The sequence below is a fragment of the Paraburkholderia sp. 40 genome, assembly GCF_050434105.1.
Classification (GTDB): domain Bacteria; phylum Pseudomonadota; class Gammaproteobacteria; order Burkholderiales; family Burkholderiaceae; genus Paraburkholderia; species Paraburkholderia tuberum.
This window is the reverse complement of record NZ_JBNPVY010000004.1, coordinates 2,070,586-2,097,559: the sequence shown is the minus strand read 5'-3', so window position 1 is coordinate 2,097,559 and position 26,974 is coordinate 2,070,586. Positions and strand designations below refer to the sequence as shown.

Here is a 26,974-nt window from a genome sequence, read left to right as displayed (position 1 = left end):
ACCAATGCTGGAGGCGGCCGTTTTGCATTGCATCGCGGCAAGGGACTCCTCCATTCGCCCGATCCGTATATGGGGCGCGCTTCCCCCTGGCGCTGTCTTGCACGATGCAGAGGAGAGGACTACCTTTGCTTTAGAGCCGCTTACAATGCTCAGCGAAGCGGTCCTGGCAGAAGTGCCGGCGCAGGCAGTACGAAGTACGGCAGGCGGCACAACGACGGCCAGGAGCCTTTTTTGTTAGCGGCTCCAGCGAGTGACGCGCAGCGAGGTGGACTATGGCGCTTGCGATTGCCCTGAGCCTGATCATCGCATTGGCGGTAGGGTTTCACCTTGCCAGTCCCTGGTGGATCACGCCGATCGCCTCGAACTGGGTGCGCATGGACGACATGCTGACGATCACACTCGTCATTACCGGCGCGCTCTTCATCGCGATCAACCTGTTCATCGTGGTCGCACTGGTGCGCTACCGCAACCGCAGGGGGCATCGCGCTGCTTACGAGCCGCACAACAAGCGGCTGGAATGGTGGCTGATCGGGCTGACCACTGTCGGCGTGGCAGCGTTGCTGGCACCGGGGCTCTTCGTCTACGCAGACTTCGTACGGCCGCCGCGCAACGTGCTGCAGATGGAAGTGTTCGGCCAGCAATGGCAATGGCGCTTCCGCTTTGCCGGCCCCGGAGGCAAGCTGGGCACGACGGACGTGCGCTACATCAGCAACGACAACCCTTTCGGCCTGAACCCCGCCGACCCCAACGGCCGTGACAACTACCTGATCGAGACGCCCGAGGTGCACCTGCCGCTCAACCAGCCGATCCAGGTCCTGACACGGTCGCGCGACGTGCTGCACGACTTCTACGTACCGGCGTTCCGTGCGCGCATGAACATGGTGCCCGGCATGGTGACCACCTTCTGGTTCACGCCGACCAAGGCAGGGCGTTACGACATCCTGTGCGCGCAGCTTTGCGGTATCGGGCACTCCAACATGCGCGGCGTGGTGGTGGTGGAAGACAAAGCATCGTTCTCGCGCTGGCTGGCGCAGCAGAGCACGTTCGCGCAGCGGCAGCAGGCCACGGTGCAGGCCGCATCCGCTGCTGCAGGCGGCAGCGCCAAGGCGCTTGCTGACCAGGGCAAGACGCTCGCAGAGGGCAAAGGCTGCTTCGCCTGCCATACCGTGGACGGCAGTCCGCGCGTGGGCCCCACCTGGAAGGGCCTCTACGGCAAGACCGAAACGATGGCCGACGGTAGCACCGCTAAGGTGGACGAAGCCTATCTGCGCGCCTTCATCCGCAACCCGAAGGCCCGCGTCGTGAAGGGCTTCGCACCCATCATGCCGACCTTCGACCTGAGCGAGCAGGAGCTGACCGCGCTTGTGGCCTACATCGAATCGCAAGGCGGCCCGGCCGCCAGCAACGCAACCAATCCCTAGCGGAGCAGACGCAATGCCTTACGCGCACACTGACCACGCCCCACAAAGCTTCTGGACCCGCTATGTCTGGAGCCAGGACCACAAGGTCATCGCCGTGCAGTATTCGCTGACGGCCATCGCCATCGGTCTGGTCGGCCTTGTGTTGTCGGACCTGATGCGGTTGCAGCTCGGCTTTCCGGGCAAGTTCAGTTTCATCGACGCCAACCACTACTACCAGTTCGTCACCATGCACGGGATGATCATGGTGATCTACCTGCTGACGGCGCTGTTTCTGGGCGGCTTCGGCAACTACCTGATCCCGCTGATGCTGGGTGCGCGCGACATGGTGTTCCCGTTTCTCAACATGCTGAGCTACTGGGTCTACCTGCTAGCCGTGCTCGTGCTGGTGGCGAGCTTCTTCGTGCCTGGCGGGCCGACCGGCGCGGGCTGGACGCTGTATCCACCCCAGGCCATCCTGCCGGGCACGCCGGGCGTGGAATGGGGCATCGTGTTGATGCTGGTGTCGCTGGCGATCTTCATCGTCGCGGCAACGATGGGCGGCTTGAATTACGTCACCACCACGCTGCAGGCGCGCACGCGCGGCATGACGCTCATGCGCATGCCGCTCACGGTGTGGGGCATCTTCATCGCGACCATCATGGCACTGCTGGCGTTTCCAGCGCTGTTCGTGTCAGCGGTGATGATGCTACTTGACAGGGCACTCGGCACCAGTTTCTTCATACCGGCCGTGGTGTCGATGGGGCAGACGCTCAAGCATGCCGGCGGCAGCCCGCTGCTGTTCCAGCACCTGTTCTGGTTCTTCGGGCATCCGGAGGTCTACATCGTCGCGCTGCCGGCCTTTGGCATTGCGTCGGACCTCATCAGCACGCACGCGCGCAAGAGCATCTTCGGCTACAAGATGATGGTGTGGGCCATCGTCGTCATCGGTGCGCTGAGCTTCGTGGTCTGGGCGCACCACATGTTCATCGCCGGCATGAATCCGTACTTCGGCTTCTTCTTTGCCACCACCACGCTCATCATCGCCATCCCGACCGCCCTCAAGGTCTACAACTGGGTGCTGACGCTGTGGCGCGGCGATATCCACCTGACCGTGCCGATGCTGTTTGCCATCGGCTTCATCAGCACCTTCGTCCTGGGTGGGCTGACCGGGCTCTATCTCGGCAACGTGAGCGTGGACATTCCGCTGTCGAACACGTACTTCGTGGTGGCGCACTTCCATATGGTGATGGCCGTGTCGCCGATCCTGGTGGTGTTCGGCGGCATCTACCACTGGTATCCGAAGGTGACGGGCCGCATGCTCAACGACACGCTCGGGCGCATGCACTTCTGGGTCACCTTCCTCGGCACCTATGCGATCTACTTCCCGATGCACTATCTCGGCATCCTGGGCATGCCGCGGCGGTATTACGCGTATGAGGGCTTCAGCTTCATTCCATCTTCGGCGCAGACGCTCAACACGTTCATCACCGTCATTGCGCTGATCGTTGCAGTGGCGCAGTTGCTGTTCCTGTACAACCTGGCGTGGAGCCTGGTGCGCGGCAAGCGTGCCGACAGCAACCCTTGGCGGGCCACCACGCTGGAATGGCAGACGCCGCAAACGCCGCCAGTGCATGGCAATTGGGGCGCCGCGCCGCCCGTCGTTTACCGCTGGGCGTACGAATACAGCCCGACGGGGCAGGAGGAAGACTTCGTCCCGCAAAACCAGCCGCCTGCGACGGCGCCTGAGCCGGCCTCCCACCCGACGCTTCAACCCGGAGAGGCACGCGAATGACCACACTGCCCCGCTCCTTCGTTCCTGACGCGCCACCTGTCTCGCCGAATGCGAGCCGCATCGGCCTGATCGTCTTCATGGCGGTGGCAACGACATTGTTTTCACTGCTGTTGTTCGCCTATGCAATGCGTATGCGCGAGCCCGACTGGCAGCCGATCCCGCATCCAGCGCTGCTGTGGTGGAACACCGGCGCGCTGGTGCTGGCAAGCATTGCCATGCAGCGTGCCCGGCAGATTACCTTGCACCGCGCGGCGTGGCTGGTGTCGGGCGGTGTGCTGGCGGCCGTGTTCGTAATCGGACAACTGGCCGCCTGGCGCATGCTGTCGGCGGCCGGGCAGACCGTCACCGTCAATCCTTCCAATAGCTTCCTCTACCTGCTCACCGGCCTGCACGGGTTGCATGTGCTGGGCGGGCTGGTGGCCTGGGCCGTGACGATCGCGCTTCTCCAGCGCGCGGACCCCTTCCGAACCCACCGCGCCATCGCGCTTTGCGCCATCTACTGGCATTTCCTGCTGGCTGTCTGGCTCGTGCTGCTGGCGGCGATGTGGTGGATCACCCCTGAGTTCGTCGCCGCCATCTGCGGGCCGCTGTATGGAGCCGCGCCATGACCACGCCCACGCTCCCCACCGAATCCGCTGCCACCACGCCCACCGACGCCGGGCCTGACGGCTGGCGCGGCATCGTCACGGACTGGTCGGCCGACCGCGAAGCCTTCAAGGTGCCGTGGGGCAAGGCGATGATGTGGATCTTCCTGCTATCGGACACCTTCATCTTCAGCAGCTTCCTGATCGGCTACATGACGGTGCGGATGTCGACCACGGTGCCGTGGCCTGACACTTCCAAAGTGTTCGCGCTCACTGTGGGCGGCGTGGATGTGCCTTTGCTGCTGATCGCCATCATGACGTTCATCCTGATCAGCAGCAGCGGCACCATGGCGATGGCCGTCAACTTTGGCTACCGGCGCAACGCAAAGCGCGCCGCCGCACTGTTGCTCGCGACCGCGCTGCTGGGCGCGACCTTCGTGTCGATGCAGGCCTTCGAATGGACCAAGCTGATCGTCCATGAAGGTATCCGCCCTTGGGGCAACCCGATGGGCGCGGCGCAGTTTGGCGCGTGCTTCTTCATGATCACCGGGTTCCACGGCTTTCACGTGAGCTGCGGTGTGATCTACCTGCTGCTGATCGCACGCAAGATCCTGCAGCCGGGGTTCACCGAGCACGGCAACTTCCAGATCGTGGAGATTGCCGGCTTGTACTGGCACTTCGTCGACCTGGTGTGGGTGTTCATCTTTGCGCTGTTCTATTTGTGGTGAGGCAGACCATGGACCACACCGATCCCGCCCATCGGCCCGACGCCGCGCACGGCCAGCAGCATCCGATCGGCATCTACCTGAAAATCTGGGGCCTGCTGTTCGTACTGAGCACGATGTCGTACATGGTGGATTACTTCCACGTGCAGGGCCTGCTGCGCTGGGCGCTGATCGTCGTGCTCATGATCGCCAAGGCCGGGCTGATTGTGTCGATTTTCATGCACATGATGTGGGAGCGGCTGGCGCTGGTGTACGCCATCCTGATGCCGCCCTTGGGCTTGCTGGTGCTGATGGTGCTGATGGCTGCCGAAGCGCATCACACCTTCGGCATGCGGGAACTCTTCTTCCACTGACCCCTGCGCCGACCGTTCCTCAGGTGAGTGCCTGGAACGCACCGCTCTGAATACAAAACGACCCGACAAATGCCGGGCCGTTTTTGTTTCCTGGCTCGCTGAAAATCTCAGCGAAAAACACCTTCAAATCAGGCGTGCTTCTCACTGAATTCGTTGAGCGGCTCAGGCTGCTTGAGCGGATCGAAGTCGGCCCACCGCCCTTGTTGCCAGCGGCCGGTCGCGCGTTCGATCGCCGCGCCTCCCGCATCGCGCAGCACCCGTGCGGCGTCCAACTGGCTGTCCGGCGACACGTGTACGGCCACCAGCACGCCGGAATCACGGGTTTCTTCGTTGCTGGCTTCACGCGTGCGCATCATCGCGCCGACCAATGAACCGACATACGCACTCACCCCGGCCGCGATCAGCGACATGATAAGCGGCGCCGAAAACGCCGCGAAGATCCCGACGCCGACCACGGCGCCAACCGCTGCGCCAATCGCGATGCCCATCTCGGCACCCTTCGGCGCCTCCCTCGCGTTTGCGTCGGCGCTGATATCGCCGCCGGGCCGAAAACGCGCGTGCTGGCCGATCGGATTGACGAAAAACAGTGTGACGTCCTCCTCGACAAAACCGGCATTGAAGAGCCGTTGCGCCGCGTTTTCAGCGGCGGGGAATGTCGTAAAGCGTGCTGCGACGATGAGCGACATGTGGCCTCCTTCCATCGTTGACTAGCGGTTGCAGACTATGCCGCCCCACCTCACCCGCGCCGAGACAGAGGTGCATGCGGTGGCACGCGCCGGGACTATGCCGTGATGCCGCGATCGGGTTCCATGCCGTCCACTCTGAACAGTCCGCTATGTAACACTACTCCTTTGCCGCCGTTCTGGTCGATCGATTCCGCGCAAACCGAGCGGATAGGATTGCGGCCGTTGTCGAAAGCAGCCATTAAGGCGGATTCCAGCGCGGAATGGGCGCCGAAATGATCTTCCAGCGGCTCGGCGGTAATTGCCGCACCAACCGGCTCGCCGTCGACGGGCGCCGTAAAGCGCAGTGTCTGAAAAGACTAATTATCGATCCGCTGACAGGTCTGCCGCGGCCAACAGCTGACGTGCCTCAAGGGCCTCTTGCACGTACAGTTCAGCACGCCACGTCGTCGCCAGAACGAGGATCATCCGTCGGGGTGTCGACAGCCATGCGAAGCTATCAGTCTCGCGAGTTGGAGGACTAGAATGAATTATTCGAATCAATCGGGAGACAAATTGTGCAACTTCACATGGATTCCCATCATTTCACACACGGCCAGCTCGACTGGCGGGCAGCCGTGCTGGCAGGCGTTATTGCGGGCGTTGTGTTCCTGGTGCTAGGGGTTATCCTGATGGCACTGACGACGGGCGGAAGTCTGCTGGAGCCCCCACGCATGGTCGCCGCGATCATTCTGGGACGAGGTGCATTGCGATCGCCGCAAGCATTCTCAATTGGCATCGTGCTCGCGGCCCTTGTGGTGCATTTTGCCCTTGCCATCGTATTCGCGCTTATCCTCGGTCTGATCATGACGTCATTCAACCTTGACTCGAGCGTGGGGATGGCTTCACTGGCGGGTGGCGCTTTCGCTGTAGCCGTTTACCTGATTAATTTCTACGGCATGACACAGTTTTTTCCGTGGTTCGCAGAAGCGCGCAACTCGGCCAGCCTGTTCGCTCACATCGTCTTGGGTATCGTGGCGGCGAACCTGTACATGAGACTGGAGCGCAACGCATCCCCTAGGGTCAAGGCGGACGCGGGCGGCCCGTCGTAGTCCGGTGCCGTGTTGATCGACCGGTCTCCAGAGCAGAAAAGGCTCGCCGCGCAACAACATGAGCGCCTTGCCGAGATCGTCATGCTCGGCCACTCCGGTGAAAGCGCCGTTCGACATGTGCGAGGATGCTGCGCGATAGACGCGGCGAGCACCGCCAGCGCCGTCGCGACGAACGGCACGCAGATGAAGTGCCACAGGTAGATACCGTAGCGAGCGGAACGGTGACATTGCAAGTGGCGTGGACGCTGGCGGCACGCGCATTGCGCGTCACGAATGGCTCCACGATGCGGGACTTTCGATCATGTACGCATACTTCAGGCGGTCGTACGGGCCTGGCCCTTTTGACGGCGAGGGAGGTGTGCCGAGCCGCGAGTGGCGCCTCAAGCGCAACTGCTCCCTCACGCCGCGGCAGTCGCTCGCCGCGACCGTGTTCCTCATGGCGCTCGTCCTCGCGATCGGCGTGGCAGCGGCATTCGCATTCGGCGTGTGGCTCGCGCTGCCCTTCTCGATGCTTTGCACCGTGGCCGTCGGCATCGCCTTTATCGCCTACTCCAGGCACGCGACGGACGGCGAGGTGCTGAGGTTCGCGCCCCCGTTCGTGATCGTCGAAATACACGAGCGCGGACGGCGCACGATGCATCGGATGAATGCGGCCCGCTTGGCCGTGTCTGTCGGCGACAGCGATGGCGCCGTCTACCTTTGCGACGGCTGGCAGCGTATTCCCGTCGGACGGCAACTGCCTGCCGCCGCCCGCGCGGAGTTTGTGCGTCAATTGCGCCGCTTTATCGTGGCCGACTGTTGACATGCCGGCCGATGATCGCCCGGCATGTCTGATCGGCCTCACAGCAACACGCCGAGCGCCCCGACGATGCCGATGCCGCACGCGATGCTCACGCCAATGATCGGCGCCACGCGAAATGCGCCGCGCACTCGCTCTGCAGCGAGCAACACAGTGCCGCTCGCCAGCGCGATCAGCTATCCTGCAACCAACGGCAGCAGCAAAGCGTTGAGCACCTTGGCGACGATGTTGAGCGATAGAGGGTCCGGCACGCGCGCGACGAACACCACACTGCGGTCACCGTTGACCCCGTAGAACCATCGCGCCTCGAACAGATGCAAGGCCAGTGAACGGCGCTAGCCCGCGATTTCACCGAAGCCCCACGCGAGGGATCGAATCGCGTTGCATCCGGTTGCGAAATCTGTGAGGCGCCTTCACCGATTCCAGCGTCATTGAAAGACGATAACGGGCATGGTGCCCATAACCGGCGCAAGCCTATCCTGCAGTTCCTATTTTCTTTGTTGTTTTTGACGTGCGATTTCAAAGGCAAAGAGATCGCCGAAGGATGCTGTTGAATCGTTACTGAACGGACCGTTAGGTCGGTTGACATGATGCGCGTGCCGGTGCTCCTTCTGTCTTCAAACGCAAGACAAGTGCGAGCATACCGCGAAGCAATCGTCTCAGATCCAGTTGCGACGCGCGTGAGCAACTGCGTCACTTCGGGTGATGTAGAAATTCTTGACCGTCAGTTGCGACACAAACGAACGCGGCATCCGCGGCTCCCCTCCAGAACCACATATTTTCAATCTCACGCACATGTTTGCGGAGCAAGAGCGAAACGACGACTGCTGTTGCGAGTTGTCCACGAAACAAAAAGTACGTTATACCAGGCAATTCTATGCTCGTTCGAAGTATTCCGAAAATGTCTACTTCCAGTCTCAATGCGGCATTGACGTACCGTTGGATGACGTACACGATTGGCTGAAACCCACTCGTCACCCAATGCAAACGGAAGGTCATCATGCCCGCACCGAAGACTTACACCAAAGCACAATGGGATGAGTTCGCCCGGCGACTCGATGCGCTGCCGGAAAAGCCGCCATCGGAGCAGCGCGTCACCGTTCGCGATGCAATGTCGAAGGTCCGTGCCCAGATCAATGGAGCTCGTGCGAAGGGGTATTCGCTTGAGCAACTGATCGATGAGGCGAAGCGGGCAGGTATCGACATAACGGCGAGTGCGCTTCGCTACGCACTCCAGGATACGAAGAAGCGACGAACAAACACCCGTCGAACGTTCGACTCACAGCAACCGTCAGGCAAAGTGAACCTGGCTGTCACTCGCTCAGTTGCGCGGGTATCGGGTCAGCCGAGCGGCACAGGATCACGAGCACAGATGGCAGGCGACAACAGCAAAGCCGGATCGATGGTCATGCAGGACGCGTTCAGTTTCCCGATCGCGCCGGATACGGACAATCTTTAAACGCAAATGCGATTGAGACCGCTCACCACAGTCGAGGTTTTTTCGCCCAACTGAAAGTTGACTCAGTGGAGCAGGGCGTCTACGGTTGCACACACATTGGCATGCCTGCAATTTCCCAGTGCTGCCGTTAAGTCGCAGGTCTCCCGCTCCCTATACGAATAACCCGCGCACCCAAACGAAGCCGATCCAAATAGTCGGCCCATTTCTGCATCATCACGCGGCGTTCCTTGATGAACTTCGTGCGGTTATAGGCTGAGCCAAGATTGTCCGGCACCATATGCGCGAGTTGATGCTCGATCACTTCCGGCTTCTGTTCGAGTTCCTCATGCAGGATCGTGCGCGCCATCGCACGAAAGCCGTGTCCCGTGATCTCCGTACGCGTGTCGTAGCCAAGTCTGCGCAGCGCGGCATTGATCGCCGCCTCGCTCATCGGCCGCTTGCGATCACGCGCGCCGGGGAACACATAGCGGCCAGCGCCGCTGAGTGCGTGCAGTTCACGCAGAATTGCGACTGACTGTGTGGAAAGCGGTACCAGATGCTCGGACTCAGTCTTGGTGACGAGGTAGCGCCATTCGCATTTGTCCAGATCGAATTGGGACCACTGGGCCTGCCGAAGCTCCCCGGGCCGGACAAACAGTAGCGGCGCTAGTCTGAGCGCGCAGAGGACAGGGAAGGTGCCGGCGAACCCGTCGAACGCACGCAGCATCTCGCCGACCTTGGTCGGCTCGGTGATCGAAGCGAAGTGGGTTGTTTGCGCCGGTGGAATAGCGCCGACCAGATCCCGAGCGGGGTCGGTCTTGCAATGTCCCTCTTTGATTCCGTAGCGGAATACCCGGCTAATCTCGCTGCGCGCACGATGGGCAGTGAAGCGGGCGCCGCGGCTGTCGATGCGCTTCAGGACGGCCAGAATCTCGGGCGCGTCGATGTCGGAAATCGGGCGCTTGCCAAGCCACGGGAACACGTCGTTTTTCATGCGGGCCAGCGTCTTCGCGTGCTGGGCGGGCGCGACGCCGCTCTTGCGCTCATCGATCCAGCCGCGCGCGACTGCCTCGAAAGAGTTGGCCGCTGCGAGCCTGGCAGCTCGTTTTTCGAGGCGCTTGACGTTGCTTGGGTCCAATCCCGCAGACAATTTTTGGCGGGCCTCGTCGCGTTTTTTCCGCGCCGCCAGCAGCGACACGTCCGGATAGACACCAAGCGCAAGCGTTTTGTCCTTGCCGGCGAACCGGTAGTTCATCCGCCAGTATTTCGCGCCGGACTTGTCGAGCTGGAGATACATGCGACCACTGTCCGCAAGACGGTTGCCGGTTCCTTCGGGGTTGTACCGTGCTTTCCTAACCTGGACATCGGTCAGCGACATGGTGGTATCTCCCGCCGGATAAAACCTGGTAACGAGCCAGATACCACCAAAAATACCACCACATACCACCGGCAGTCGACAGGTCAAGTCGGACCGTCGGAGAATAAAAAAACCCCGTAAGACCTTGATCTTACGGGGTTTCTCGGAATACTTCGGCACTTGCCGGAACATCTTTTGGTGCCCAGGGCCGGAATCGAACCGGCACGCCTTGCGGCGGGGGATTTTGAGTCCCCTGCGTCTACCAATTTCACCACCTGGGCAGATACTGCAGCGCGCGCATCGGGAGTTCAGCGCGCGAGGAAGACGCAGATTATGGCCGAAAATCGGTAGACGGGCAAGTCGATTACCTTCACCCGCCACAGCGCGTTCGCGGCGAGCGGTGCTCAGACCGTGCGCGAGAATCGTGTGAGCGTCTGCTCGCCCAGATAGCGGTCAAATACCATCGCGAGATTGCGCACGAGCATGCGGCCGGCCATTCGCACTTCGAGCTTGCGTGCGCCGAGCGAGATCAGCCCGTCGTCTTCGAATGAACGCAGACGCGCGAGTTCCGGCGCGAACGTGTCGGCGAAGTGGATTCCGTACGCCGCTTCGAATTCGTCGAAGCGCAGTTCGAGATTGCACATCAGCTGCGTGATCACGTCGCGCCGCAGACGGTCGTCGGCGGACAGGCGGATGCCGCGCGCGATCGCGAGCCGGCCCGCATCGATCGAGTCGGTGTAAGCGGGCAGCTCTCGCGCGTTCTGCGCGTACACGTCGCCGACCTTGCCGATCGACGAGGCGCCAAAGCCGATCAGATCGCACTCGGCCCGCGTGCTATAGCCCTGGAAATTGCGATGCAGCGTGCGCTGCGCCTGCGCGCGTGCGAGCTCGTCGGTGGGCAGCGCGAAGTGATCCATGCCGATGTACACATAACCCGCCTCAGTCAGCCGTTCGACGACCCGTTGCAGCAGAGCCAGCCGCTCCTCGCTCGACGGCAGCGGCGCTGGATCCATCTGGCGCTGCATCTTGAAGAGCTGCGGCATGTGCGCATACGCGAACACCGACAGCCGGTCCGGCGCCAGTTCGAGCATCGTGTCGAGCGTGCGGCTGAAGCTTGCGACGGTTTGATGCGGCAGCCCGTAAATCAGATCGACGCCGATCGAATGAAAACCGTACGCGCGCGCCGCCTGCATCACCGATGCGGTCGTCTCGAACGGCTGGATGCGATTGATCGCCTGCTGCACGCGCGGATCGAAGTCCTGCACGCCGAGGCTCAGCCGGTTGAAGCCGAGGCGACGCAGAAGCGCGACCGTGTCGGGCGACGCCTCGCGCGGATCGACCTCGATCGAATATTCGGCTTGATCGTCGGGCAGAAGTTTGAAGTGCTCGCGCGTCGCGGCCATCAGCTCGGCCATCTCGTTATGCGACAAAAACGTCGGCGTGCCGCCGCCCCAATGCAATTGCGACACGGGCCGCTGTGTATCGAAACACGCCGCCTGCAAGCCGATTTCGCGTTTGAGCCGCTCAAGGTACTGCCGCCCATGCGCGCGATTTTTCGTCACGACCTTGTTGCAGCCGCAGTAGAAGCACACGGTGTCGCAAAACGGAATGTGGAAGTACAGAGACAGATCGGTCGACGCGGCACCCGGGTCGGCGGCGGCGCGGTGATAGTCGGCGGTGTCGAACGATTCGCGGAACTGCGGCGCGGTCGGATAGGACGTATACCGGGGACCGTTCGCGCTGTAGCGCGCGAGCAGGTCGGGGCGGAACAGGGTGTCGGTTTGGGACATGAGCGGTATCGGACGGTGGGCGGCTCTCGCAGCGTGCCGCGTGTCATGGTCAGTCAGCAGCTTTGAGGTTACGGGCGTGCCCGCGGGACCCGATTGTGTAGAAAGGTCGCACGGACAGGCAGTGGCACAATGCGGGTCTGGCAACACATTGCCAAGGTTTGAGTTCAGGAAAGATGACGTGGATCAACGGTTGAACAGTGCTCGGGTGGACGCTCACGCGTGCCGTCCCGATTGCGGCGCGTGCTGTATCGCGCCGTCGATTTCGAGCCCGATTCCGGGCATGCCGAACGGCAAGCCGGCGGGCGTGCGCTGCGTGCAACTCGGCGACGATCTGCGCTGCGCGATCTTCGGCCGGCCGGAGCGGCCCGCATGCTGCTCGAGTCTGCAGCCGCAACTCGAGATGTGCGGCGCGAATCGCGGCGAAGCGCTCGCGTGGCTCACGCAACTCGAGGCGCAAACACAACCGGCATCCCGTCCATGACGCGCGGCATGCGGTAAACGCCGTTGCTGACCACACCCGTCAACGCAAGCCGATGTCCGCAAGGGCTTCCACAGGAGATTTCGCATGACTCGACCCGCAGCGCCGGCCCGGCGCCGCTTTCTGCGCGCTGCGCTGACCGGCTGCAGCGTGCTTGGCATCACTGCGTCGCTCGCGGCTTGCGCGAGCCCGACGTTTCCGTTCATGCCGTCGCACTACACGTTCTCGCAGAAGCAGGTGCAGGAGGCCGTGCAGCGCAAGTTCCCGTATCAGCACACGGTGTCGCAGGTGTTCGACGTCGCGCTGAGCAATCCGGTGGTGGGCATGCTGCCCGATGCGAACCGCGTGCAGGTGAAGCTCGACGCGCGTTTCGCGAGTCCGTTCCTGCAGCAGCCGGTCGATGGCGTGTTCACGCTGTCGAGTGAACTTGCATACGACGCGGCGAGCCGTTCGGTGATCCTCAAGTCGCCGAGTGTCGACAACGTCAGCGTGAGCGGCCAGGCGCAGATGTACACGCAGCAGATCAACGCGGCCGCCGCGCTGCTCGCGACCCAATTGCTGACCAACTATCCCATCTACACGTTCAAGCCCGAGCAACTGCAATTTGCCGGCGTCAACTACGAACCCGGTACAATCACCATCCTTACAAACGGCATACGCGTGCAGATCGTCGAAAGATGACGCGCACGCGCGGCCACGAGGGCCGCGCATGCCAGTCATGACCGTGCGGGCCCATTTCGTTGCGACAACCTACCGCGATAAGGGGCACGGATGGACTGGCTACTGGCTTGCAAGGCGCTGATTCTGGGCGTGGTCGAGGGTTTGACGGAGTTCTTGCCGGTGTCGAGCACCGGGCATCTGATCGTCGTCGGCAGTCTGCTGGATTTCTCCGACGAGCACGCGAAGACCTTCGATGTCGTGATCCAGCTCGGCGCGATTCTCGCCGTGTGCTGGGAGTTTCGCCGGCGTATCGGCAACGTGATCGTGGGGCTGCCGAGCCGGCCCGAGGCGCGCCGCTTCGCGCTGAGCGTGATCATTGCGACGATTCCGGCAGTCGTGCTCGGCCTGCTGTTCGAGAAGTCGATCAAGGAGGGGCTGTTTTCACCGGTCCCGGTCGCGTTTGCGCTGGTCGCAGGCGGCGTCGTGATCCTGTGGGCGGAGGCGCGTCAGCGCGCGCGCGGCGACGCGGCGGTGCGGGTGCGCAGCATCGACGATCTGAGCCCGCTCGATGCGTTGAAAGTCGGCCTCGCACAGTGCTTCGCGCTGATTCCGGGGACCTCGCGCTCGGGCTCGACGATCATCGGCGGCATGCTGTTCGGCATCGAGCGCCGCGCCGCGACCGAGTTTTCATTCTTTCTCGCGATTCCGATCATCTTCGGCGCGACGGCCTATGAGCTGTACAAGGACTGGCACCTGCTCACCACCGACGCGCTCGGCAGCTTCGCGCTCGGCTTCGCGGCCGCGTTCGTCAGTGCGTTCGTCTGCATCCGCTGGCTGCTGCGCTATGTCGCGTCGCACGACTTCACGGTGTTCGCGTGGTATCGGATCGGCTTTGGCCTGCTGATCCTTCTGATCGGTTATAGCGGCGGGTTGAGTTGGGCCGATTGAGATTTCCCGTGCGATGAAAAAAGGTCCGCGTATGCGGACCTTTTTTTGTTGGCTTGCCGTCCCGTCGTGTTAATCGGCGCCGCGCTTGCGGAACACGAGGTCCCACACGCCGTGGCCGAGCCGCAGGCCACGCCGTTCGAACTTCGTCACCGGACGATAGTCGGGCCGCGGCGCGTAGGTGTCGGCGGTGTTTTCGAGCCGCGGATCGGCGCCGAGCACTTCGAGCATCTGTTCGGCGTAGTTCTGCCAGTCGGTCGCGCAATGCAGATACGCATCCGGCTTCAGACGCGACACGAGCAGCGCGACGAACTTCGGCTGGATCAGCCGGCGCTTGTGATGGCGCGCCTTGTGCCACGGGTCGGGGAAAAAGATGTGCACGCCGTCGAGGCTGTCGGGCGCGATCATGTGCTCGAGCACTTCGACCGCGTCGTGCTGGATGATGCGGATGTTCGTCAGCGACTGCTCGCCGATCAGCTTCAGCAACGCGCCGACGCCGGGCTCGTGGACTTCGACGCCCAGGAAGTCGTCGTCGGGACGCTGCGCGGCGATCTCCGCGGTGGTGGCGCCCATGCCGAAGCCGATCTCCAGCACGCGTGGCGCTTCGCGGCCGAACACGCCGGTCCAGTCGGGTTGTTGTGGTGCATAGGGCACGACGAAGCGCGGGCCGAACTCATCGAGCGCGCGGCGCTGGCCGGTCGACACGCGACCCGCGCGCGTGACGAAGCTGCGGACGCGGCGGTGATGAAGCGTGTCTGCCGGCGTTGCACCCGGCGTGCCGTCGACGTCGTTCGTCTCGTTGCAGGCTGGCTGGTCGGCTGCGCTCGTGGGGGTCGGGGCGTCGTCCGGGAGACCGGAGTCGTTTGGATCGTGGATCATCGTCGATGCTGCTGCAAGGGTGAGGGCTGCGCGGCTTGCGCGCTGTGCCGGGCCGTTGCCACTACAAAAAAGCCGCCTTCAGGGAGGCGGCTCTTGCTGGATTCCGCTGAACACTCAGCGGGAAACTGGAGCGGGCGATGGGAATCGAACCCACGGCTCTAGCTTGGGAAGCTAGGGTATTACCATTATACGACGCCCGCAGAACTCACGATTTTACAGGCTTTTGGGCCGTTTGGGCAGGGGTATGGCTCGCGCGCACGAGCAGTCGACCCGTCTTTTCGCTTCTGCGGTTCGAACGGCGCGAGCCTTCAGACTGTGTCTGCGCCCGCCGTTAACCCGAATACTGCCCAACACCGTGCGCTTGCGCACCCGCAAGCCGGCACGAACCCGGCGCTTCCCATCCCGACCAAGAGATTTTCCCAAGATGCAGTGGCTTTCCAATCTGAAACTGAGCCAGAAGCTTGTCGGCTCGTTGATGCTGTGCGCGTTCGTAACGGCCATCGTCGGCACGGTCGGTGTGCTGAAGGTGCGCGAAGTCGCGACGATGCAAACCGAAATGTACGACCGCGAATTCGTGCCTGTGCGCGACGACGGCACCGCCGCGTGGCAGGCCGCTTCGCACTTCCGGCGCCTCTATTCGTACATCCTGAATCCGGAGCCGGCAGGCCGCGCCGATACGGCGCGCCTGAATCACGGCGGTGAAGCGGCGATCCTGTCGGCATTCGACTACGAGCGCAAGCACGCGACCACCGACGCGCAGAAGCAATTGCTGAACGACTTCGACGCCGCCTATCCGGCCTATATGAGTTCGGTCGCGAAGGTGATGGCGCTGGCCGATCAGGGCGATCAGACCGGCGCGCTCGCCGAGCTCAAATCGACCACCGACCCGCTGCACGTCAAGCTGCGCACGCTGATGATCAAGCTGTCCGACGTGCGGGATGAGTTGGCCAGACAGCGTGTCGCGAACGGCGTCGAGATGGTTCGCTCGGTGACGTGGTGGATCGCGAGCTGCGCGGTCGTCGGCGTCGCGGTTGCGATCGGCCTGGGGCTGCTGGTGACGCGCGCGGTCGTGCGGCAGATCGGCGGCGAACCGGCCGAAGTCGCGAAGGTCGTCGAGCAGATCGCGGGCGGCGACTTGAGCCAGCGACTGCACACCGGCGCCGCCGACGACGGCAGCATCTTGCGCGCGGTCGCGCACATGCAGGAGCGTCTCGCGGCGACGATCGGTTCGATTCGCGAAAGCGCCGAGTCGGTCAGCATCGCTTCGCAGCAGATCGCGAGCGGCAACATCGATCTGTCCGCTCGCACCGAAGAGCAGGCCGCTTCGCTCGAACAGACCGCGGCGAGCATGTCGGAATTGACGCAGACCGTGACCCGCAACAGCGACAACGCGCGCAACGCGAGCGCGCTCGCGACTGAGGCGGCACAGGTCGCCAACACCGGCAACACTGCCGTCGAGGGCATGGTGCGCACCATCGGTGATATCAGCGGCAGTTCGACGAAGATCTCGGAGATCACCGGCGTGATCGAGGGCATCGCGTTCCAAACCAATATTCTCGCGTTGAACGCGGCGGTCGAGGCCGCGCGCGCGGGCGAGCAGGGGCGCGGTTTCGCGGTGGTCGCGAGCGAGGTGCGCAACCTCGCGCAGCGCTCGGCGAGCGCGGCCAAGGAGATCAAGGAGATGATCACGACGTCGGTCGCGATCATCGAAGGCGGCACGCAGCAGGTAGCCGAAGTCAGCACGACGATGGCGGATATCAAGGCCGCGATTCATCGCGTGTCGGATATCGTCAGCGAGATCGCAACGGCCTCCGAAGAGCAGAACCGCAGCATTCACCAGGTCGGCCAGGCCGTCACGCAGATGGACGAGACCACGCAGCGGAACGCGGCGCTCGTCGAACAGGCCGCGGCGGCCGCGCAATCGCTTGAGACGCAGGCGCGCAAGATGAAGCAGACGGTGTCGGTGTTCCGGACGGGGGAGAGCCGCGGTTTCGCGGCAGCCGTGTAGAAGCCGGCGCCGAGTCAAGCGGCCGCCGCGCGTCAGCCCAACTTTCCCGCGCAATCAGCTCAGATCACAAAATAAGTCAGCTGAACCGCCGCGCGCGTGACGACCATCTGCAGCACCTGCACGATCACGAACAGCAGGATCGGCGACAGATCGATGCCGCCGAATTTCGGCAGCACGCGACGCAACGGATTCAGAAACGGCGCGGTTAGCTGATACAGAATCGGCATCGCGGGCGAACGCGGATTGAGCCACGACAGCAGCGCCATCAGGATCGTCATCCAGATGATCAGATTGAGCGCCCACTTGATCGCGGTGAGTACCGCGACGATCAGCAGCGTCGGCACGAGCGTCAGCGGATCCGCGCCCGTCAGCACGATCATCAGGACGACGTAGATGATCGCGGCGATCAGCGTCGCGACCACGCTCGCCCAGTCGATGTTGCGCGTGCTCGGCAGGATGCGCCGCAGCGGCAGCACGATCCAGTTGGTCGCCTGCAGCACGGCGTTCGAGACCGGGTTGTACGGCGGCAGGCGCACAACCTGCAGCCACGCCCGCAACAGCAGCGCGGCGCCAAACAGCGTGAAAACGGTATTGAGCAGAAAACGGGCGATATCGCCAAACATCTCGTGTCCTTATGCTTCTGATGACGGCCGCCGACCGGCCGCGGGCTGCCGGCGTCGCCCGATCGGTGCGTGCCGGCGGTTTTCTGGATTTACCCGGTTAGCCAACCGGAGGTTCGACGTCATTGCGCGCCGCCTCCCGATGGCTGTCTGTCCGGCATCACACGGAAATCCGGACCTCGCTGACCAGGATCGTGCCGTTGCCGCCGTCGGTGTAGTTCGGGATATCCGCTAATAGTTGCTCGGACGCGGGCTTGAACACTTTATAGAAGTCGTCCGCGCCATCGAACAGGAAGTGTCCCGCGGCCACGTAAGGCGGTGGCGTGCCGGGCGGCCCGGCGTTCAGGCCCGCGTCGACCGACCAGCCTTTCAGCGCCGGCCCGAACAGCTTCGCCGCGAGCGGCATATGGGTCGCGCAGTAGTAGTCCATGTCGAAGCGGCCGTTTTCCCGGTACGGGTAGAGGATGCTGACCTTGATCATTGTGCGTTCTCGTCTGTTGGTCCCGAAGCGCGGCGCGGGTCGTCGCGTGGTTGGCCCGGCGTACCGGACGTCACATTATCACGGCTTACTTGACGCTTGCACCTGCCGCGGCCTGATTCAGCGAGCGGCCCAGCGATTCTTCCACAGCTTCGGAGATCGCTTCAATCGTCGCGGCCGGCGTTGCGCGACGTCGGGCCAGGTTGACCGCGCGGCGCGTCAGCAGACCATACAGCGCGGCATGGTCGCCGCCGAGGCCTTCGAGCAGCGTTAGCTGCTTCTCGACGACACCCGTGTCGCCGCGCGATACCGGCCCCGCGAGCGCGTTCGGCAGGCCTTTGTCGCGCGCGGTTTCGATCGTGCCGGCGAGCATCGGCAGCAGCGCGCGCAGCGCGTCGTCTTCGGCGAAGCCGAGCGTGCGCCACAACGCCACGCATTCGGCGAGGCTGCAGAGCGCGAAGCTCGCCGCGTAGTGCGCGGCGGCGTGATACAGCATGCGGCCGCCCGGCGGAATCGACAGCGGATGGCAGCGCAGCGCGAGCGCGAGCGCGGTCAGCGTCTCCTTCAGTTCGCCGTCGGCTTCGATCGTCACCGAGCAGCCAACGATACGCTCGAGATCGGCGAGCTCGCCGCTAAATAGATACAACGGATGAAAGCCGCCGATCGCCGCGCCCTGATCGCGCGCTGGCGCGAGCAGTTCGACCGGCGAGGCGCCGCTGCAGTGCACGAGCGCTTTGCCGGGGTGGCTTGCCGCATTGCCTCCAAAGCGGAGTGTGTGCGCTGTCGTACCGATGCTGTCGTCAGGAACGGCTAAAAAAACGATATCGGCGGCGTCGACGACCTGTTGCGGGTCGTCAGTGGCCGCGCAGTGTGCGATCTGGTCGGCGAGCCAGCGCGCGGAATCGGCTGAGCGGCTCGCCACCGCGGTGACCGGATAGCCGGCGCGCGCAAACGCGAGCGCGAGACAACGCGCGAGCCGCCCCGCGCCGATGAAGCCGACGCGCGGCAAGGAAGACTGGGACATGGTCACCTGCTCCAGACGGATCGTGTGAACGGGAAAGCAGCAGTATCTCGCATCCGGCGAAGCGTGGCCGCGATCCGGCCCCTTGCACGGTTCGACAGCGGTCGTCGGATAAGTTTGCGGGCGATATGGCGCCAACGGTCGGTCATCGGGTGGCGTGACGCCCACGGTTGTGAAAACTGCTCACAATCGTACGTGACAGGAACAGTGGTCGACGAGCCGGTTTGGCAGTCGTATTTTCCGTACTTCGTTCGCAGTCAGAAATTCGGGAGGGTCGAGATGAGTATTTTTTCTTACCGAAAGCACTTGCGGTTCCTGACGCGCGCCCAGCGCCGTCGCTGGTGGGATCAGAGAAAGCGCCTTACGCCGCGCGTGCGGATCAGCGGCGCATACGTGCCGCCCAACGTGTCCCGCGAATTCGTGTACGTGAAGGTCGGCTAGTCGCGCAGTCCTTCGCAGGTGACAAAATGCCCGGCCTCGAGCAATTGAGCCGGGCATTTTTTGTTGGGAATTTTCTTCCGGCTGTCAGGATTGAAGCGAATTTGTAATTAAAGATTACCGATGCGCGAACTCAAACCCCCGCGCTCGATCCGACCTGTGACGCGCGGCCCGTCGCCCGCGTGCAACCCCTTGATTCCCGGCTGATTTGGCTCAGGTCGCGGCGGCACGTAGGCGCGCTCACGCCGCGCTCGGCAAAACGCTTCGGCTCGCCCTTGCAATTTGCAACAAATGCGAACATTTCGGCCGGGGCTTTTTGGATACATTGGTTTCGCAGCATGCGAGGCATGCGCAGTCGGCGACCTTGGCAGGCCGCGCTAGGAGAATAGAAGTGAAAAAGATCGTTCCGTTTGTCGTTGCAGCCGCACTCGGCTTGGGACTTGCCGGGGCCGCTGAGGCAGGTGTTTCCGTCGGTATCGGCCTTGGGGTGCCGATCGCGCCGGCCTATCCGGTCTATGCGGCGCCGCCGCCTGTCTATTACGCCCCGCCGCCTCCGCCGGTGTACGCGCCGCCGGTTGTGTTCGCACCGGCTCCGGTGGTGGTCGGAGGCTATTACGGCTATGGCCGCCCTTACTATCGTGGCTACTACCACGGCTACCATGGCTACTATCGCGGCTACGGGCACTCGTACTATCGTCATTAAGAAGTGCGGGCGCGCTTGACGCGCGTGGGAACGTCGACGGCGTAACGCCGGCTTGTGCCGGGTTACGTCGTTTCTTTTTGTGTCGCTGGTTTTTGCTTTCCGCAGCGTTCCTGGCTGGTGTCGCGCGCTCGCGCGAGCGCCGTTCCAAAGCATCGAGGAAGCTGGGAGAATGGTTGCTTCGCCACCGCTCCAGGAGAGTTTCGCCGATGCAAGCGCTTCCCGCTCCCACCTTCGATGACGTCCTCGACGCCGCGGCGCGTCTCGAAGGCGTCGCGCACCGCACCCCCGTTCTGACGTCGAGCACGTTCGACGAGCGCACTGGCGCGTCGGTGTTCTTCAAGTGCGAAAACTTCCAGCGCATGGGCGCGTTCAAGTTCCGCGGCGCGTACAACGCGATTTCGCATTTCGACGCGGAGCAGCGCAAGGCGGGCGTGCTGACCTATTCGTCGGGCAATCACGCGCAGGCGATCGCGCTGTCGGCGCGCCTCGCCGGCATTCACGCGACGATCGTGATGCCGCACGACGCACCTGAGGCCAAGGTCGCCGCGACCAAAGGCTACGGCGGCGAAGTGATCACCTACGACCGCTACAAGGAAAATCGCGAGGAAATCGGCCGCCGGCTCGCCGAAGAGCGCGGCATGACGCTGATCCCGCCGTACGATCATCCGCACGTGATCGCCGGCCAGGGCACCGCGGTCAAAGAACTGATCGACGAAACCGGTCCGCTCGACATGTTGTTCGTGTGCCTTGGCGGCGGCGGGTTGATCAGTGGCAGCGCATTGTCGGCGGCCGCGCTGAGCCCGGCCTGCGCGGTGATCGGCATCGAGCCCGAGGCGGGCAACGACGGCCAGCAGTCGCTCGCACGCGGCGAGATCGTTCATATCGACGCGCCGCGCACGATTGCCGATGGCGCCGCCTCGACGCATCTGGGCCACTACACGTTCGCGGTCATCCGCCAGCTGGTCGCGCGAATCGAAACGGTCAGCGATGCGCAACTGATCGAGACGATGCGCTTTTTCGCGCAGCGCATGAAGATCGTCGTCGAACCGACTGGTTGTCTCGCGGCGGCGGCGGTGCTGAACGGCGTCGTGCCGGTGAAGGGCAAGCGCGTCGGCGTGGTGGTGAGCGGTGGCAATGTCGATCTGCCGAAGCTCGCGCAGTACCTCGCATGAGCGGCTCACGTCGAGTCGCATGAAGAAAAACGGCTCGCCGATGCGAGCCGTTTTTTTGTTCGCGAGCCGCTTCAGCTTGCCACTTGCGCGGTGCTCTGCACGATCAGATCCCGATACCCGTTGACGATCACGCTGTATGAAGGCGAACAGCAGCGCCGACAGAACGTGACACGCGCGCAGCAGACCGGCGCCCGCGCGCTTGCGTCCCTGGCTGCCGAGCCCGCAGATGAAAAGCGTCCAGCACAGGCCGCCCAGAAAGAATCCGCCGAGGAAGATCAGCGCGGTTGTCGGGCTCGTTGCGCCGGCCTTCGCGATCAGCGCGCCGCCGACCGCCGCGAACCACAGGATCGCCGACGGCGACGACACCGCGAGCAGCACGCCGCGCAGAAACCCGCGCCATGCAGACTGATGCGGCGCAGCCGCGTCGCCTTCGCCGGCAACAGCTTGCGCCGTGGCCGGGAACATCGCTTCACGCGCCATTTTCCAGGTGAGAAACAGGAGGATCGCCGCGCCGCCGATCCATACGACCCAGCGCACCGATTCGAACTGCAGCAGCGCGGCCATGCCCGCGAGCGCGAGCGTCGCGTAAATGAGATCGCCGACGCACGAGCCGAGGCCGAGCCAGAAGCCCGGCCGAAAGCCGTGCGACAGCGTCAGCGAAATGACCGCGACGTTGACGAGACCGATATCGAGGCACAGCGACAAGGACAGAAAAAAGCCGTCCGACATCATTGAAAAAGCGTGCATCCGCGCGAGCGCTCCATCCGTTATTGATTGTGTTGTCCCGCGCGCGTTACAGGCCGAGGCCCAACTCGTTCCACAAGCTATCGATACGCTGTTTGACCGCGTCGTCCATCATGATCGGGCGGCCCCATTCGCGGTCGGTTTCGCCCGGCCACTTGTTGGTTGCGTCGAGCCCCATCTTCGAGCCGAGGCCGGCTACCGGCGACGCGAAATCGAGATAGTCGATCGGCGTGCGGTCGACGAGCACCGTGTCGCGCGTCGGGTCCACTCGCGTGGTGATCGCCCAGATCACTTCCTTCCAGTCCCGGATATTGACGTCCTCATCGACGACGACGATGAACTTCGTATACATGAACTGCCGCAGGAAGCTCCACACGCCGAACATCACGCGTTTCGCGTGGCCGGGGTAGCTCTTCTTCATTTGCACGATCGCCATGCGGTAACTGCAGCCTTCGGGCGGCAGATAGAAGTCCGTGATCTCGGTGAACTGCTTCTGCAGCAGCGGTACGAACACTTCGTTCAGCGCGACGCCGAGCACCGCCGGCTCGTCGGGCGGTCTGCCGGTGTAGGTGGAGTGATAGATCGCGTCGCGGCGCATCGTGATGCGCTCGACCGTGAAGACCGGGAACCACTCCTGTTCGTTGTAGTAGCCGGTGTGATCGCCATACGGGCCTTCGAGCGCGTGTTCATACGTGGCCGACGCACCCTTCGACGGACGCGGCGGAGCGCCGGCCGGGGCGGGCGAGGGTGCGCCTTCCTGCGGATAGATGAAGCCCTCGAGCACGATCTCGGCGCGCGCGGGGACCTGCAGACCGTCGACGCCCGGTGTGACGCATTTCGCGAGCTCGGTGCGCCCGCCGCGCAGCAGGCCGGCGAACTGGTATTCGGACAGCGTGTCGGGTACCGGCGTGACCGCGCCGAGAATCGTCGCCGGGTCCGCACCGAGCACGACGGCCACCGGATACGGCTTGCCGGGATTTTTCAGCGCGAACTCACGAAAATCGAGCGCGCCGCCGCGATGCGCCAGCCAGCGCATGATCAGCTTGTTACGCCCGATCAGTTGCTGGCGATAGATACCCAGGTTTTGTCGACTCTTGTTCGGCCCTTTCGTGACGGTCAGACCCCAGGTGATCAACGGCCCGGCATCGCCGGGCCAGCAGGTCTGAATGGGCAATTTGGCAAGGTCGACGTCATTGCCTTCCCAGACGATTTCCTGGCAGGGCGGTGCGTTGACCGTCTTCGGCGCCATGTCCCACACGGCCTTCGCTAGCGACAGCAGCTTGCCGGCGTCCTTGAGCCCTTTCGGCGGCTCGGGTTCCTTCAACGCGGAGAGTAGCCGACCGACATCGCGCAGCGATTCGAGCGCCGCCTGGTCGCCCGCGCCCGCTTCGGCATCGATGCCCATGCCAAGCGCGACGCGGCGCGGCGTGCCGAACAGATTGCCGAGCACCGGGAACGCGTGCCGCTCGGTGTTCTCGAACAACAGAGCCGGGCCGCCCGCGCGGAGCACACGGTCGCAAAGTTCGGTCATTTCGAGATTCGGCGACACTTTTTGCGAAATTCGGCGCAATTCACCGATCGCCTCGAGGCGGCCGATGAAATCGCGTAAGTCCTTGTATTTCATCTGTGACGGTTCAGGGCCGCATGCACGGCGCATAGGACGGGGAGGGCAGGAGGAACGGCGTTGGTACCTATCTGACGCAAAAAATGATTGTCGATTTTACCTGCGTTAGCCACCGCACGTAGATCAACCAAATCGTGTAGTCCAAACAGCCAGGGTCGGATCGCCCGAAACGCGCATTGAGCGCGGTTCTCGGGTGACTGAACACTGTTCATAATTACAAATAGTTATAATTCTTGGATTCTATAGTGTTGACGATCTATAAAACCGTGCATAGAATCCGTCCACATTGGTTGCAGGGCGTTAACCTTTTTACCGTCGCCCCCGGTCCTCAGACGCAACGCGTCACCGTTTTGCTTCCTTGCGGGGTAGAACGGCATTGTTGAAGTCCCTCACCAGCGTCCACCAACGCTGGTTTTTCGCGTGGGAGCCAAGCCCGATACACATCGAGTATGTGTGGGCTGTTTTTGAGATGGCTCCCCAAACGGTATTTGTTGCCGTTTTCCCGACGTCGCTGCTGCCCAACCAGAGAGCACGCGATGTCTTGACTCTGCGAGCGCACTGTACCGCCTGATTTGTCCCGGCGGAGTTCGCGGATCATGCAAGATGGGAGATCTGAATGAACGCCTGGTTATCGTGGCGTCCCGATGAGCGTATTGCGCAGGTTGTGCGCGGTGCGCTGCGCAGCGGGACGCGACTGAGTCATCACCTGTTCAGCATTGTCGGCGGGATCGCCGTGGTGCTGGCTCTCGCACTGTGGCTGATGCCGACCTGGCGCGGCGCGCTCGCCGCGCGTCTGATGCCGGTCATTTCCGCCGCCGTGCAAGCGGGCCCCGCCCGCCTGCTGCAAGGCAATCCGCTGCCCGCCATCGGACCGACCAGAAACGCCGACGCATCCTCCGACGAATCGCTGTCGGCCAATTCACCGAACACGCTGACCACGCCGAGTCCCACCGATGGCTCGAACGACGGCAGCATGACCCTCACCGCGGCCACCACCAGCTTCGACGGCGCGTTCGACGGCGCCGGCACGTCGGGCGCGAGCGCCGCCGCGCTCAACGGCCTCGATCCACGCACGATGCAGGGCGTCAGCGCGCTCGCACGTCTGATTCCGCAGCAGCGCGTGTCCGCCGATGCACGCGATGACCGCGTGCTCGTGTCGAGCCACGAGCAGGACCTGGTCGCGTCGTACCTCGCGCGGCGTTATCGCGTCGCTCAGGAGCCCGTCGGCGAGCTCGTAAAAGCCGCGTTCGACACCGGCCGCGAAGTCGGCCTCGATCCGCTGCTGCTGCTGTCAGTGATGGCGATCGAATCGGGCTTCAATCCGTACGCCGAGAGCGGCGTGGGCGCGCAGGGCCTTATGCAGGTGATGTCGAAGGTGCATTCGGACAAATTCCAGTATTTCGGCGGCCAAAGCGCGGCGCTCGAACCGCTCGCGAACATCAAGGTCGGCGCGCTCGTGCTGAAGGATTGCATCGCGCGTGGCGGCTCGCTGCCGGGCGGCCTGCGTCTGTACGTCGGCTCGACCACGCCGGATGACGGCGGCTACGGCGCGAAGGTGATGGCCGAGCGCGGTCGTCTGCGCGACGTCGCTCGCGGCCGTAAGGTGCCGATCAATGCGCCGCAGGCTCCGGTGCTGACCGCGTCGGCCACGCCGGCGCCAGTCGCGGCGACGAGCGGTGGCAACGGCAAGCGCGTTCAGGTGACGCTGCAAGGCGGTCACGCGCTGAGCCCGGCGACGTCGGCGGAGCACACGCAGCCGGCCGATCAGGACGACGCGAGCGCCAATTCGACGACGCGCCACGTGGCGTCGGCCTCGGAGCTGGGGGCTTGAGTTAGACGTTGCCGTGCCGCATGAAAACAAGGACACCCTCGGGTGTCCTTTTTTGCGTCTGGCAGGCCGGTTGCTGCCGAATCAATCCCGTTGCGTCAATGCCGCCCGAACAGCTTTGCCAGCCGCTCGACCGCCTCTTCGAGCTTTGGATACGCGGTCGCATACGACAGCCGGATGTAGTCCTTCGGCGCGTGCGTGCCGAAGTCCATGCCCGGCACCAGCACGACCCCGGCATCGTGCAGCATCGCCTTCGTGAGCGCCGCGCTGTCGCCGGCCGCCGGATGCGCGACGCCACGGCAGTCTGCGTACACGTAGAACGCGCCGTCCGGCATCACTGGCACGGAGAAGCCGAGCGATTCGAGCGCCGGCGCGATGAAGTCGCGGCGTCGCTTGAATTCGAGGCGCCGCGCTTCGTAGATCGCGATTGTCTCCGGCTCGAAACAGGCGAGCGCCGCGTGCTGCGCGAGCGCCGACGCGCAGATGAACAGATTCTGCGCGAGCTTTTCGAACGCGCTGACCATCGCGGGCGGCACGACGAGCCAGCCGAGGCGCCAGCCGGTCATGTTGAAGTACTTCGAGAAGCTGTTGACGGTGACCACGTCGTCGCCGAACGACAGCGCCGACACCGGCTTGGCGTCGTAGCTGAGGCCCTGGTAGATCTCGTCGACGATCGTGAAGCCGCCGCGCGCGCGCACGGCCTTGACGATGCGCTCGAGTTCGGCCGGCTCGATCGACGTGCCGGTCGGATTCGACGGGGACGCGAGCAGCACGCCGCGGGTGCGCTCGCCCCACAGGCGTTCGACGTCGGCGGCGGTCAGCTGGAAGCGCTCGGCCGGCCCGCTCGGCACCATCACCGGCTTGCCTTCGGCGGCGATCACGAAATGGCGGTTGCACGGATAGCACGGGTCGGGCATCAATACTTCGTCGTCGCGATCGACGAGCGCCGCGCACGCCAGCAAGAGCGCGGCCGATGCACCCGCGGTCACCACGATCCGCGCCGGATCGACGTCGATGCCGTAGAACTCGGCGTAATGCGCGGAAATCGCATCGCGCAGCGCGTGCACGCCGAGCGCGCTGGTGTACTGCGTGACGCCGCGGCGCAGCGCGCTCGCGGCCGCCTCGATGACCGGCTCGGGCGCCGTGAAATCCGGCTCGCCGATGCCCATGTGAATGATGTCGCGCCCCGCGCGTTCGAGCAGCACGGCCTCCTTGGCCAGTTCCATCACATAGAAAGGCTGGATGGCATCGACGCGCGCGGCAAGCCGCACGAGAGGTTCGGTCACGGAGTTCATACGGTCAGTCCAGTTCAGAAGCAGAACGGCGCCTACCCATCAAATGATGCGTTCATCGATGCGCGCAGC

At 63.6% G+C, this 26,974-nt stretch carries 27 protein-coding genes, 2 tRNA genes and 1 pseudogene; 16 read left to right on the top strand and 14 right to left on the bottom strand.

What is annotated here, in order from left to right:
* The first annotated feature begins 272 nt into the window (after positions 1-272).
* Genes OKW28_RS31450 through OKW28_RS31430 form a run of 5 tightly spaced genes read left to right on the top strand, consistent with a single transcriptional unit; the run spans position 273 to position 4,854 of the window.
* Complete coding sequence (locus OKW28_RS31450; protein WP_429451340.1) at positions 273-1,421, top strand: cytochrome c oxidase subunit II; 1,149 nt, start codon at positions 273-275, stop codon at positions 1,419-1,421.
* A 13-nt stretch (positions 1,422-1,434) separates the two neighbouring features.
* Positions 1,435-3,192 carry a cytochrome c oxidase subunit I gene (gene ctaD, locus OKW28_RS31445; RefSeq protein ID WP_429451339.1) on the top strand — a complete coding sequence of 586 codons (1,758 nt, stop codon included), beginning with the start codon at positions 1,435-1,437 and terminating at the stop codon, positions 3,190-3,192.
* Positions 3,189-3,800: a cytochrome c oxidase subunit 3 gene (locus tag OKW28_RS31440; RefSeq protein ID WP_184011191.1), complete on the top strand. Its 612-nt coding sequence runs from the start codon at positions 3,189-3,191 to the stop codon at positions 3,798-3,800. Before ctaD ends, OKW28_RS31440 begins: the two co-directional genes overlap by 4 nt.
* A complete protein-coding gene (locus OKW28_RS31435; protein ID WP_429451337.1) occupies positions 3,797-4,504 on the top strand; it encodes a heme-copper oxidase subunit III family protein in 708 nt (235 codons plus the stop codon). Before OKW28_RS31440 ends, OKW28_RS31435 begins: the two co-directional genes overlap by 4 nt.
* Before the next feature lie 8 nt (positions 4,505-4,512).
* A complete protein-coding gene (locus OKW28_RS31430; RefSeq protein WP_184011180.1) occupies positions 4,513-4,854 on the top strand; it encodes a cytochrome C oxidase subunit IV family protein in 342 nt (113 codons plus the stop codon).
* A 128-nt stretch (positions 4,855-4,982) separates the two neighbouring features.
* Here OKW28_RS31430 and OKW28_RS31425 read toward each other — a convergent pair whose 3' ends face one another.
* Together OKW28_RS31425 and OKW28_RS31420 are read right to left on the bottom strand one after the other, a co-directional pair.
* Positions 4,983-5,540 carry a hypothetical protein gene (locus OKW28_RS31425; RefSeq protein ID WP_429451335.1) on the bottom strand — a complete coding sequence of 186 codons (558 nt, stop codon included), beginning with the start codon at positions 5,538-5,540 and terminating at the stop codon, positions 4,983-4,985.
* Positions 5,541-5,635: 95 nt separating this feature from the next.
* Entirely contained in the window at positions 5,636-5,884 is a 249-nt protein-coding gene (locus OKW28_RS31420) for a DUF1488 domain-containing protein (RefSeq protein ID WP_429454520.1), read from the bottom strand.
* Positions 5,885-6,106: 222 nt separating this feature from the next.
* Between OKW28_RS31420 and OKW28_RS31415 the strand changes: the two genes are divergently transcribed.
* Entirely contained in the window at positions 6,107-6,628 is a 522-nt protein-coding gene (locus tag OKW28_RS31415) for a hypothetical protein (RefSeq protein ID WP_429451333.1), read from the top strand.
* A 301-nt stretch (positions 6,629-6,929) separates the two neighbouring features.
* Positions 6,930-7,430, top strand: coding sequence for a DUF2244 domain-containing protein (locus tag OKW28_RS31410; protein ID WP_429451332.1), 501 nt, complete (start codon positions 6,930-6,932; stop codon positions 7,428-7,430).
* A 173-nt stretch (positions 7,431-7,603) separates the two neighbouring features.
* Here the strand turns inward: OKW28_RS31410 and OKW28_RS31405 are convergent, their stop codons facing one another.
* Complete coding sequence (locus OKW28_RS31405; RefSeq protein WP_429451330.1) at positions 7,604-7,747, bottom strand: hypothetical protein; 144 nt, start codon at positions 7,745-7,747, stop codon at positions 7,604-7,606.
* A gap of 680 nt (positions 7,748-8,427) precedes the next feature.
* Here OKW28_RS31405 and OKW28_RS31400 point away from each other — a divergent pair.
* Positions 8,428-8,886, top strand: coding sequence for a hypothetical protein (locus OKW28_RS31400; RefSeq protein WP_429451328.1), 459 nt, complete (start codon positions 8,428-8,430; stop codon positions 8,884-8,886).
* Positions 8,887-9,013: 127 nt separating this feature from the next.
* On the opposite strand, the gene OKW28_RS31395 is transcribed toward OKW28_RS31400, so the two are convergent.
* The 3 genes from OKW28_RS31395 to hemN form a co-directional block, all read right to left on the bottom strand.
* On the bottom strand, positions 9,014-10,243 hold the full coding sequence (locus tag OKW28_RS31395) for a tyrosine-type recombinase/integrase (protein WP_429451326.1): 1,230 nt from the start codon (positions 10,241-10,243) through the stop codon (positions 9,014-9,016).
* 175 nt (positions 10,244-10,418) lie between these two features.
* Positions 10,419-10,503, bottom strand: a tRNA-Leu gene (locus tag OKW28_RS31390).
* Positions 10,504-10,626: 123 nt separating this feature from the next.
* Positions 10,627-12,012 carry an oxygen-independent coproporphyrinogen III oxidase gene (gene hemN, locus OKW28_RS31385; RefSeq protein ID WP_429451324.1) on the bottom strand — a complete coding sequence of 462 codons (1,386 nt, stop codon included), beginning with the start codon at positions 12,010-12,012 and terminating at the stop codon, positions 10,627-10,629.
* A 178-nt stretch (positions 12,013-12,190) separates the two neighbouring features.
* On the opposite strand from hemN, the gene OKW28_RS31380 reads away from it, so the two are divergent.
* The 3 genes from OKW28_RS31380 (at position 12,191) to OKW28_RS31370 (ending at position 14,098) form a co-directional block, all read left to right on the top strand.
* Positions 12,191-12,493, top strand: a complete 303-nt coding sequence (locus tag OKW28_RS31380; RefSeq protein WP_429451322.1) for a YkgJ family cysteine cluster protein — start codon at positions 12,191-12,193, stop codon at positions 12,491-12,493.
* Positions 12,494-12,577: 84 nt separating this feature from the next.
* Positions 12,578-13,171, top strand: coding sequence for a DUF1439 domain-containing protein (locus OKW28_RS31375; protein WP_429451320.1), 594 nt, complete (start codon positions 12,578-12,580; stop codon positions 13,169-13,171).
* A gap of 90 nt (positions 13,172-13,261) precedes the next feature.
* Positions 13,262-14,098 (top strand): undecaprenyl-diphosphate phosphatase, encoded by an 837-nt coding sequence (locus tag OKW28_RS31370; RefSeq protein ID WP_429451318.1) that lies wholly within the window; start codon positions 13,262-13,264, stop codon positions 14,096-14,098.
* Positions 14,099-14,167: 69 nt separating this feature from the next.
* Here OKW28_RS31370 and trmB read toward each other — a convergent pair whose 3' ends face one another.
* Together trmB and OKW28_RS31360 are read right to left on the bottom strand one after the other, a co-directional pair.
* The gene (gene trmB / locus OKW28_RS31365; protein ID WP_429451317.1) at positions 14,168-14,974 is read right to left on the bottom strand and encodes a tRNA (guanosine(46)-N7)-methyltransferase TrmB; all 807 of its coding nucleotides are present in this window, start codon (positions 14,972-14,974) and stop codon (positions 14,168-14,170) included.
* A 126-nt stretch (positions 14,975-15,100) separates the two neighbouring features.
* Positions 15,101-15,174, bottom strand: a tRNA-Gly gene (locus tag OKW28_RS31360).
* Positions 15,175-15,398: 224 nt separating this feature from the next.
* Here OKW28_RS31360 and OKW28_RS31355 point away from each other — a divergent pair.
* On the top strand, positions 15,399-16,982 hold the full coding sequence (locus OKW28_RS31355; RefSeq protein WP_429451316.1) for a methyl-accepting chemotaxis protein: 1,584 nt from the start codon (positions 15,399-15,401) through the stop codon (positions 16,980-16,982).
* A gap of 59 nt (positions 16,983-17,041) precedes the next feature.
* Here the strand turns inward: OKW28_RS31355 and OKW28_RS31350 are convergent, their stop codons facing one another.
* The 3 genes from OKW28_RS31350 to OKW28_RS31340 form a co-directional block, all read right to left on the bottom strand.
* On the bottom strand, positions 17,042-17,605 hold the full coding sequence (locus OKW28_RS31350) for a YggT family protein (RefSeq protein WP_018421532.1): 564 nt from the start codon (positions 17,603-17,605) through the stop codon (positions 17,042-17,044).
* Positions 17,606-17,762: 157 nt separating this feature from the next.
* Entirely contained in the window at positions 17,763-18,083 is a 321-nt protein-coding gene (locus OKW28_RS31345) for an EthD family reductase (RefSeq protein WP_429451315.1), read from the bottom strand.
* 85 nt (positions 18,084-18,168) lie between these two features.
* On the bottom strand, positions 18,169-19,104 hold the full coding sequence (locus OKW28_RS31340; protein ID WP_429451314.1) for a Rossmann-like and DUF2520 domain-containing protein: 936 nt from the start codon (positions 19,102-19,104) through the stop codon (positions 18,169-18,171).
* A 276-nt stretch (positions 19,105-19,380) separates the two neighbouring features.
* Here OKW28_RS31340 and OKW28_RS31335 point away from each other — a divergent pair, with 276 nt between their 5' ends.
* From OKW28_RS31335 to OKW28_RS31325, 3 genes are all read left to right on the top strand, one after another.
* A complete protein-coding gene (locus tag OKW28_RS31335; RefSeq protein ID WP_429451312.1) occupies positions 19,381-19,542 on the top strand; it encodes a hypothetical protein in 162 nt (53 codons plus the stop codon).
* A gap of 388 nt (positions 19,543-19,930) precedes the next feature.
* Positions 19,931-20,242 carry a hypothetical protein gene (locus OKW28_RS31330; RefSeq protein WP_184023229.1) on the top strand — a complete coding sequence of 104 codons (312 nt, stop codon included), beginning with the start codon at positions 19,931-19,933 and terminating at the stop codon, positions 20,240-20,242.
* Between the two features lie 206 nt (positions 20,243-20,448).
* Entirely contained in the window at positions 20,449-21,414 is a 966-nt protein-coding gene (locus OKW28_RS31325; RefSeq protein ID WP_429451310.1) for a threo-3-hydroxy-L-aspartate ammonia-lyase, read from the top strand.
* A gap of 71 nt (positions 21,415-21,485) precedes the next feature.
* Here the strand turns inward: OKW28_RS31325 and OKW28_RS31320 are convergent.
* Together OKW28_RS31320 and OKW28_RS31315 are read right to left on the bottom strand one after the other, a co-directional pair.
* Positions 21,486-22,161, bottom strand: a pseudogene (locus OKW28_RS31320) (LysE family translocator).
* Between the two features lie 46 nt (positions 22,162-22,207).
* The gene (locus tag OKW28_RS31315; RefSeq protein ID WP_429451308.1) at positions 22,208-23,782 is read right to left on the bottom strand and encodes a UbiD family decarboxylase; all 1,575 of its coding nucleotides are present in this window, start codon (positions 23,780-23,782) and stop codon (positions 22,208-22,210) included.
* A 616-nt stretch (positions 23,783-24,398) separates the two neighbouring features.
* Here OKW28_RS31315 and OKW28_RS31310 point away from each other — a divergent pair.
* Positions 24,399-25,613, top strand: a complete 1,215-nt coding sequence (locus tag OKW28_RS31310) for a transglycosylase SLT domain-containing protein (protein ID WP_429451307.1) — start codon at positions 24,399-24,401, stop codon at positions 25,611-25,613.
* A 95-nt stretch (positions 25,614-25,708) separates the two neighbouring features.
* On the opposite strand, the gene OKW28_RS31305 is transcribed toward OKW28_RS31310, so the two are convergent.
* Positions 25,709-26,905: a pyridoxal phosphate-dependent aminotransferase gene (locus OKW28_RS31305; protein ID WP_184058097.1), complete on the bottom strand. Its 1,197-nt coding sequence runs from the start codon at positions 26,903-26,905 to the stop codon at positions 25,709-25,711.
* Between the last annotated feature and the right edge of the window lie 69 nt (positions 26,906-26,974).

Excerpts from the sequence above, each read along its gene's own strand:
- OKW28_RS31310 (WP_429451307.1), top strand. The coding sequence starts at position 24,399 with ATGAACGCCTGGTTATCGTGGCGTCCCGATGAGCGTATTGCGCAGGTT.
- OKW28_RS31350 (WP_018421532.1), bottom strand. The coding sequence starts at position 17,605 with ATGTTTGGCGATATCGCCCGTTTTCTGCTCAATACCGTTTTCACGCTG.
- OKW28_RS31375 (WP_429451320.1), top strand. The coding sequence starts at position 12,578 with ATGACTCGACCCGCAGCGCCGGCCCGGCGCCGCTTTCTGCGCGCTGCG.
- OKW28_RS31440 (WP_184011191.1), top strand. The coding sequence starts at position 3,189 with ATGACCACACTGCCCCGCTCCTTCGTTCCTGACGCGCCACCTGTCTCG.
- OKW28_RS31400 (WP_429451328.1), top strand. The coding sequence starts at position 8,428 with ATGCCCGCACCGAAGACTTACACCAAAGCACAATGGGATGAGTTCGCC.
- OKW28_RS31430 (WP_184011180.1), top strand. The coding sequence starts at position 4,513 with ATGGACCACACCGATCCCGCCCATCGGCCCGACGCCGCGCACGGCCAG.
- OKW28_RS31340 (WP_429451314.1), bottom strand. The coding sequence starts at position 19,104 with ATGTCCCAGTCTTCCTTGCCGCGCGTCGGCTTCATCGGCGCGGGGCGG.
- OKW28_RS31395 (WP_429451326.1), bottom strand. The coding sequence starts at position 10,243 with ATGTCGCTGACCGATGTCCAGGTTAGGAAAGCACGGTACAACCCCGAA.
- ctaD (WP_429451339.1), top strand. The coding sequence starts at position 1,435 with ATGCCTTACGCGCACACTGACCACGCCCCACAAAGCTTCTGGACCCGC.
- OKW28_RS31335 (WP_429451312.1), top strand. The coding sequence starts at position 19,381 with ATGAGTATTTTTTCTTACCGAAAGCACTTGCGGTTCCTGACGCGCGCC.
- OKW28_RS31315 (WP_429451308.1), bottom strand. The coding sequence starts at position 23,782 with ATGAAATACAAGGACTTACGCGATTTCATCGGCCGCCTCGAGGCGATC.
- OKW28_RS31435 (WP_429451337.1), top strand. The coding sequence starts at position 3,797 with ATGACCACGCCCACGCTCCCCACCGAATCCGCTGCCACCACGCCCACC.
- OKW28_RS31325 (WP_429451310.1), top strand. The coding sequence starts at position 20,449 with ATGCAAGCGCTTCCCGCTCCCACCTTCGATGACGTCCTCGACGCCGCG.
- OKW28_RS31415 (WP_429451333.1), top strand. The coding sequence starts at position 6,107 with ATGGATTCCCATCATTTCACACACGGCCAGCTCGACTGGCGGGCAGCC.
- hemN (WP_429451324.1), bottom strand. The coding sequence starts at position 12,012 with ATGTCCCAAACCGACACCCTGTTCCGCCCCGACCTGCTCGCGCGCTAC.
- trmB (WP_429451317.1), bottom strand. The coding sequence starts at position 14,974 with ATGATCCACGATCCAAACGACTCCGGTCTCCCGGACGACGCCCCGACC.
- OKW28_RS31345 (WP_429451315.1), bottom strand. The coding sequence starts at position 18,083 with ATGATCAAGGTCAGCATCCTCTACCCGTACCGGGAAAACGGCCGCTTC.
- OKW28_RS31450 (WP_429451340.1), top strand. The coding sequence starts at position 273 with ATGGCGCTTGCGATTGCCCTGAGCCTGATCATCGCATTGGCGGTAGGG.
- OKW28_RS31355 (WP_429451316.1), top strand. The coding sequence starts at position 15,399 with ATGCAGTGGCTTTCCAATCTGAAACTGAGCCAGAAGCTTGTCGGCTCG.
- OKW28_RS31410 (WP_429451332.1), top strand. The coding sequence starts at position 6,930 with ATGTACGCATACTTCAGGCGGTCGTACGGGCCTGGCCCTTTTGACGGC.
- OKW28_RS31305 (WP_184058097.1), bottom strand. The coding sequence starts at position 26,905 with ATGAACTCCGTGACCGAACCTCTCGTGCGGCTTGCCGCGCGCGTCGAT.
- OKW28_RS31425 (WP_429451335.1), bottom strand. The coding sequence starts at position 5,540 with ATGTCGCTCATCGTCGCAGCACGCTTTACGACATTCCCCGCCGCTGAA.
- OKW28_RS31370 (WP_429451318.1), top strand. The coding sequence starts at position 13,262 with ATGGACTGGCTACTGGCTTGCAAGGCGCTGATTCTGGGCGTGGTCGAG.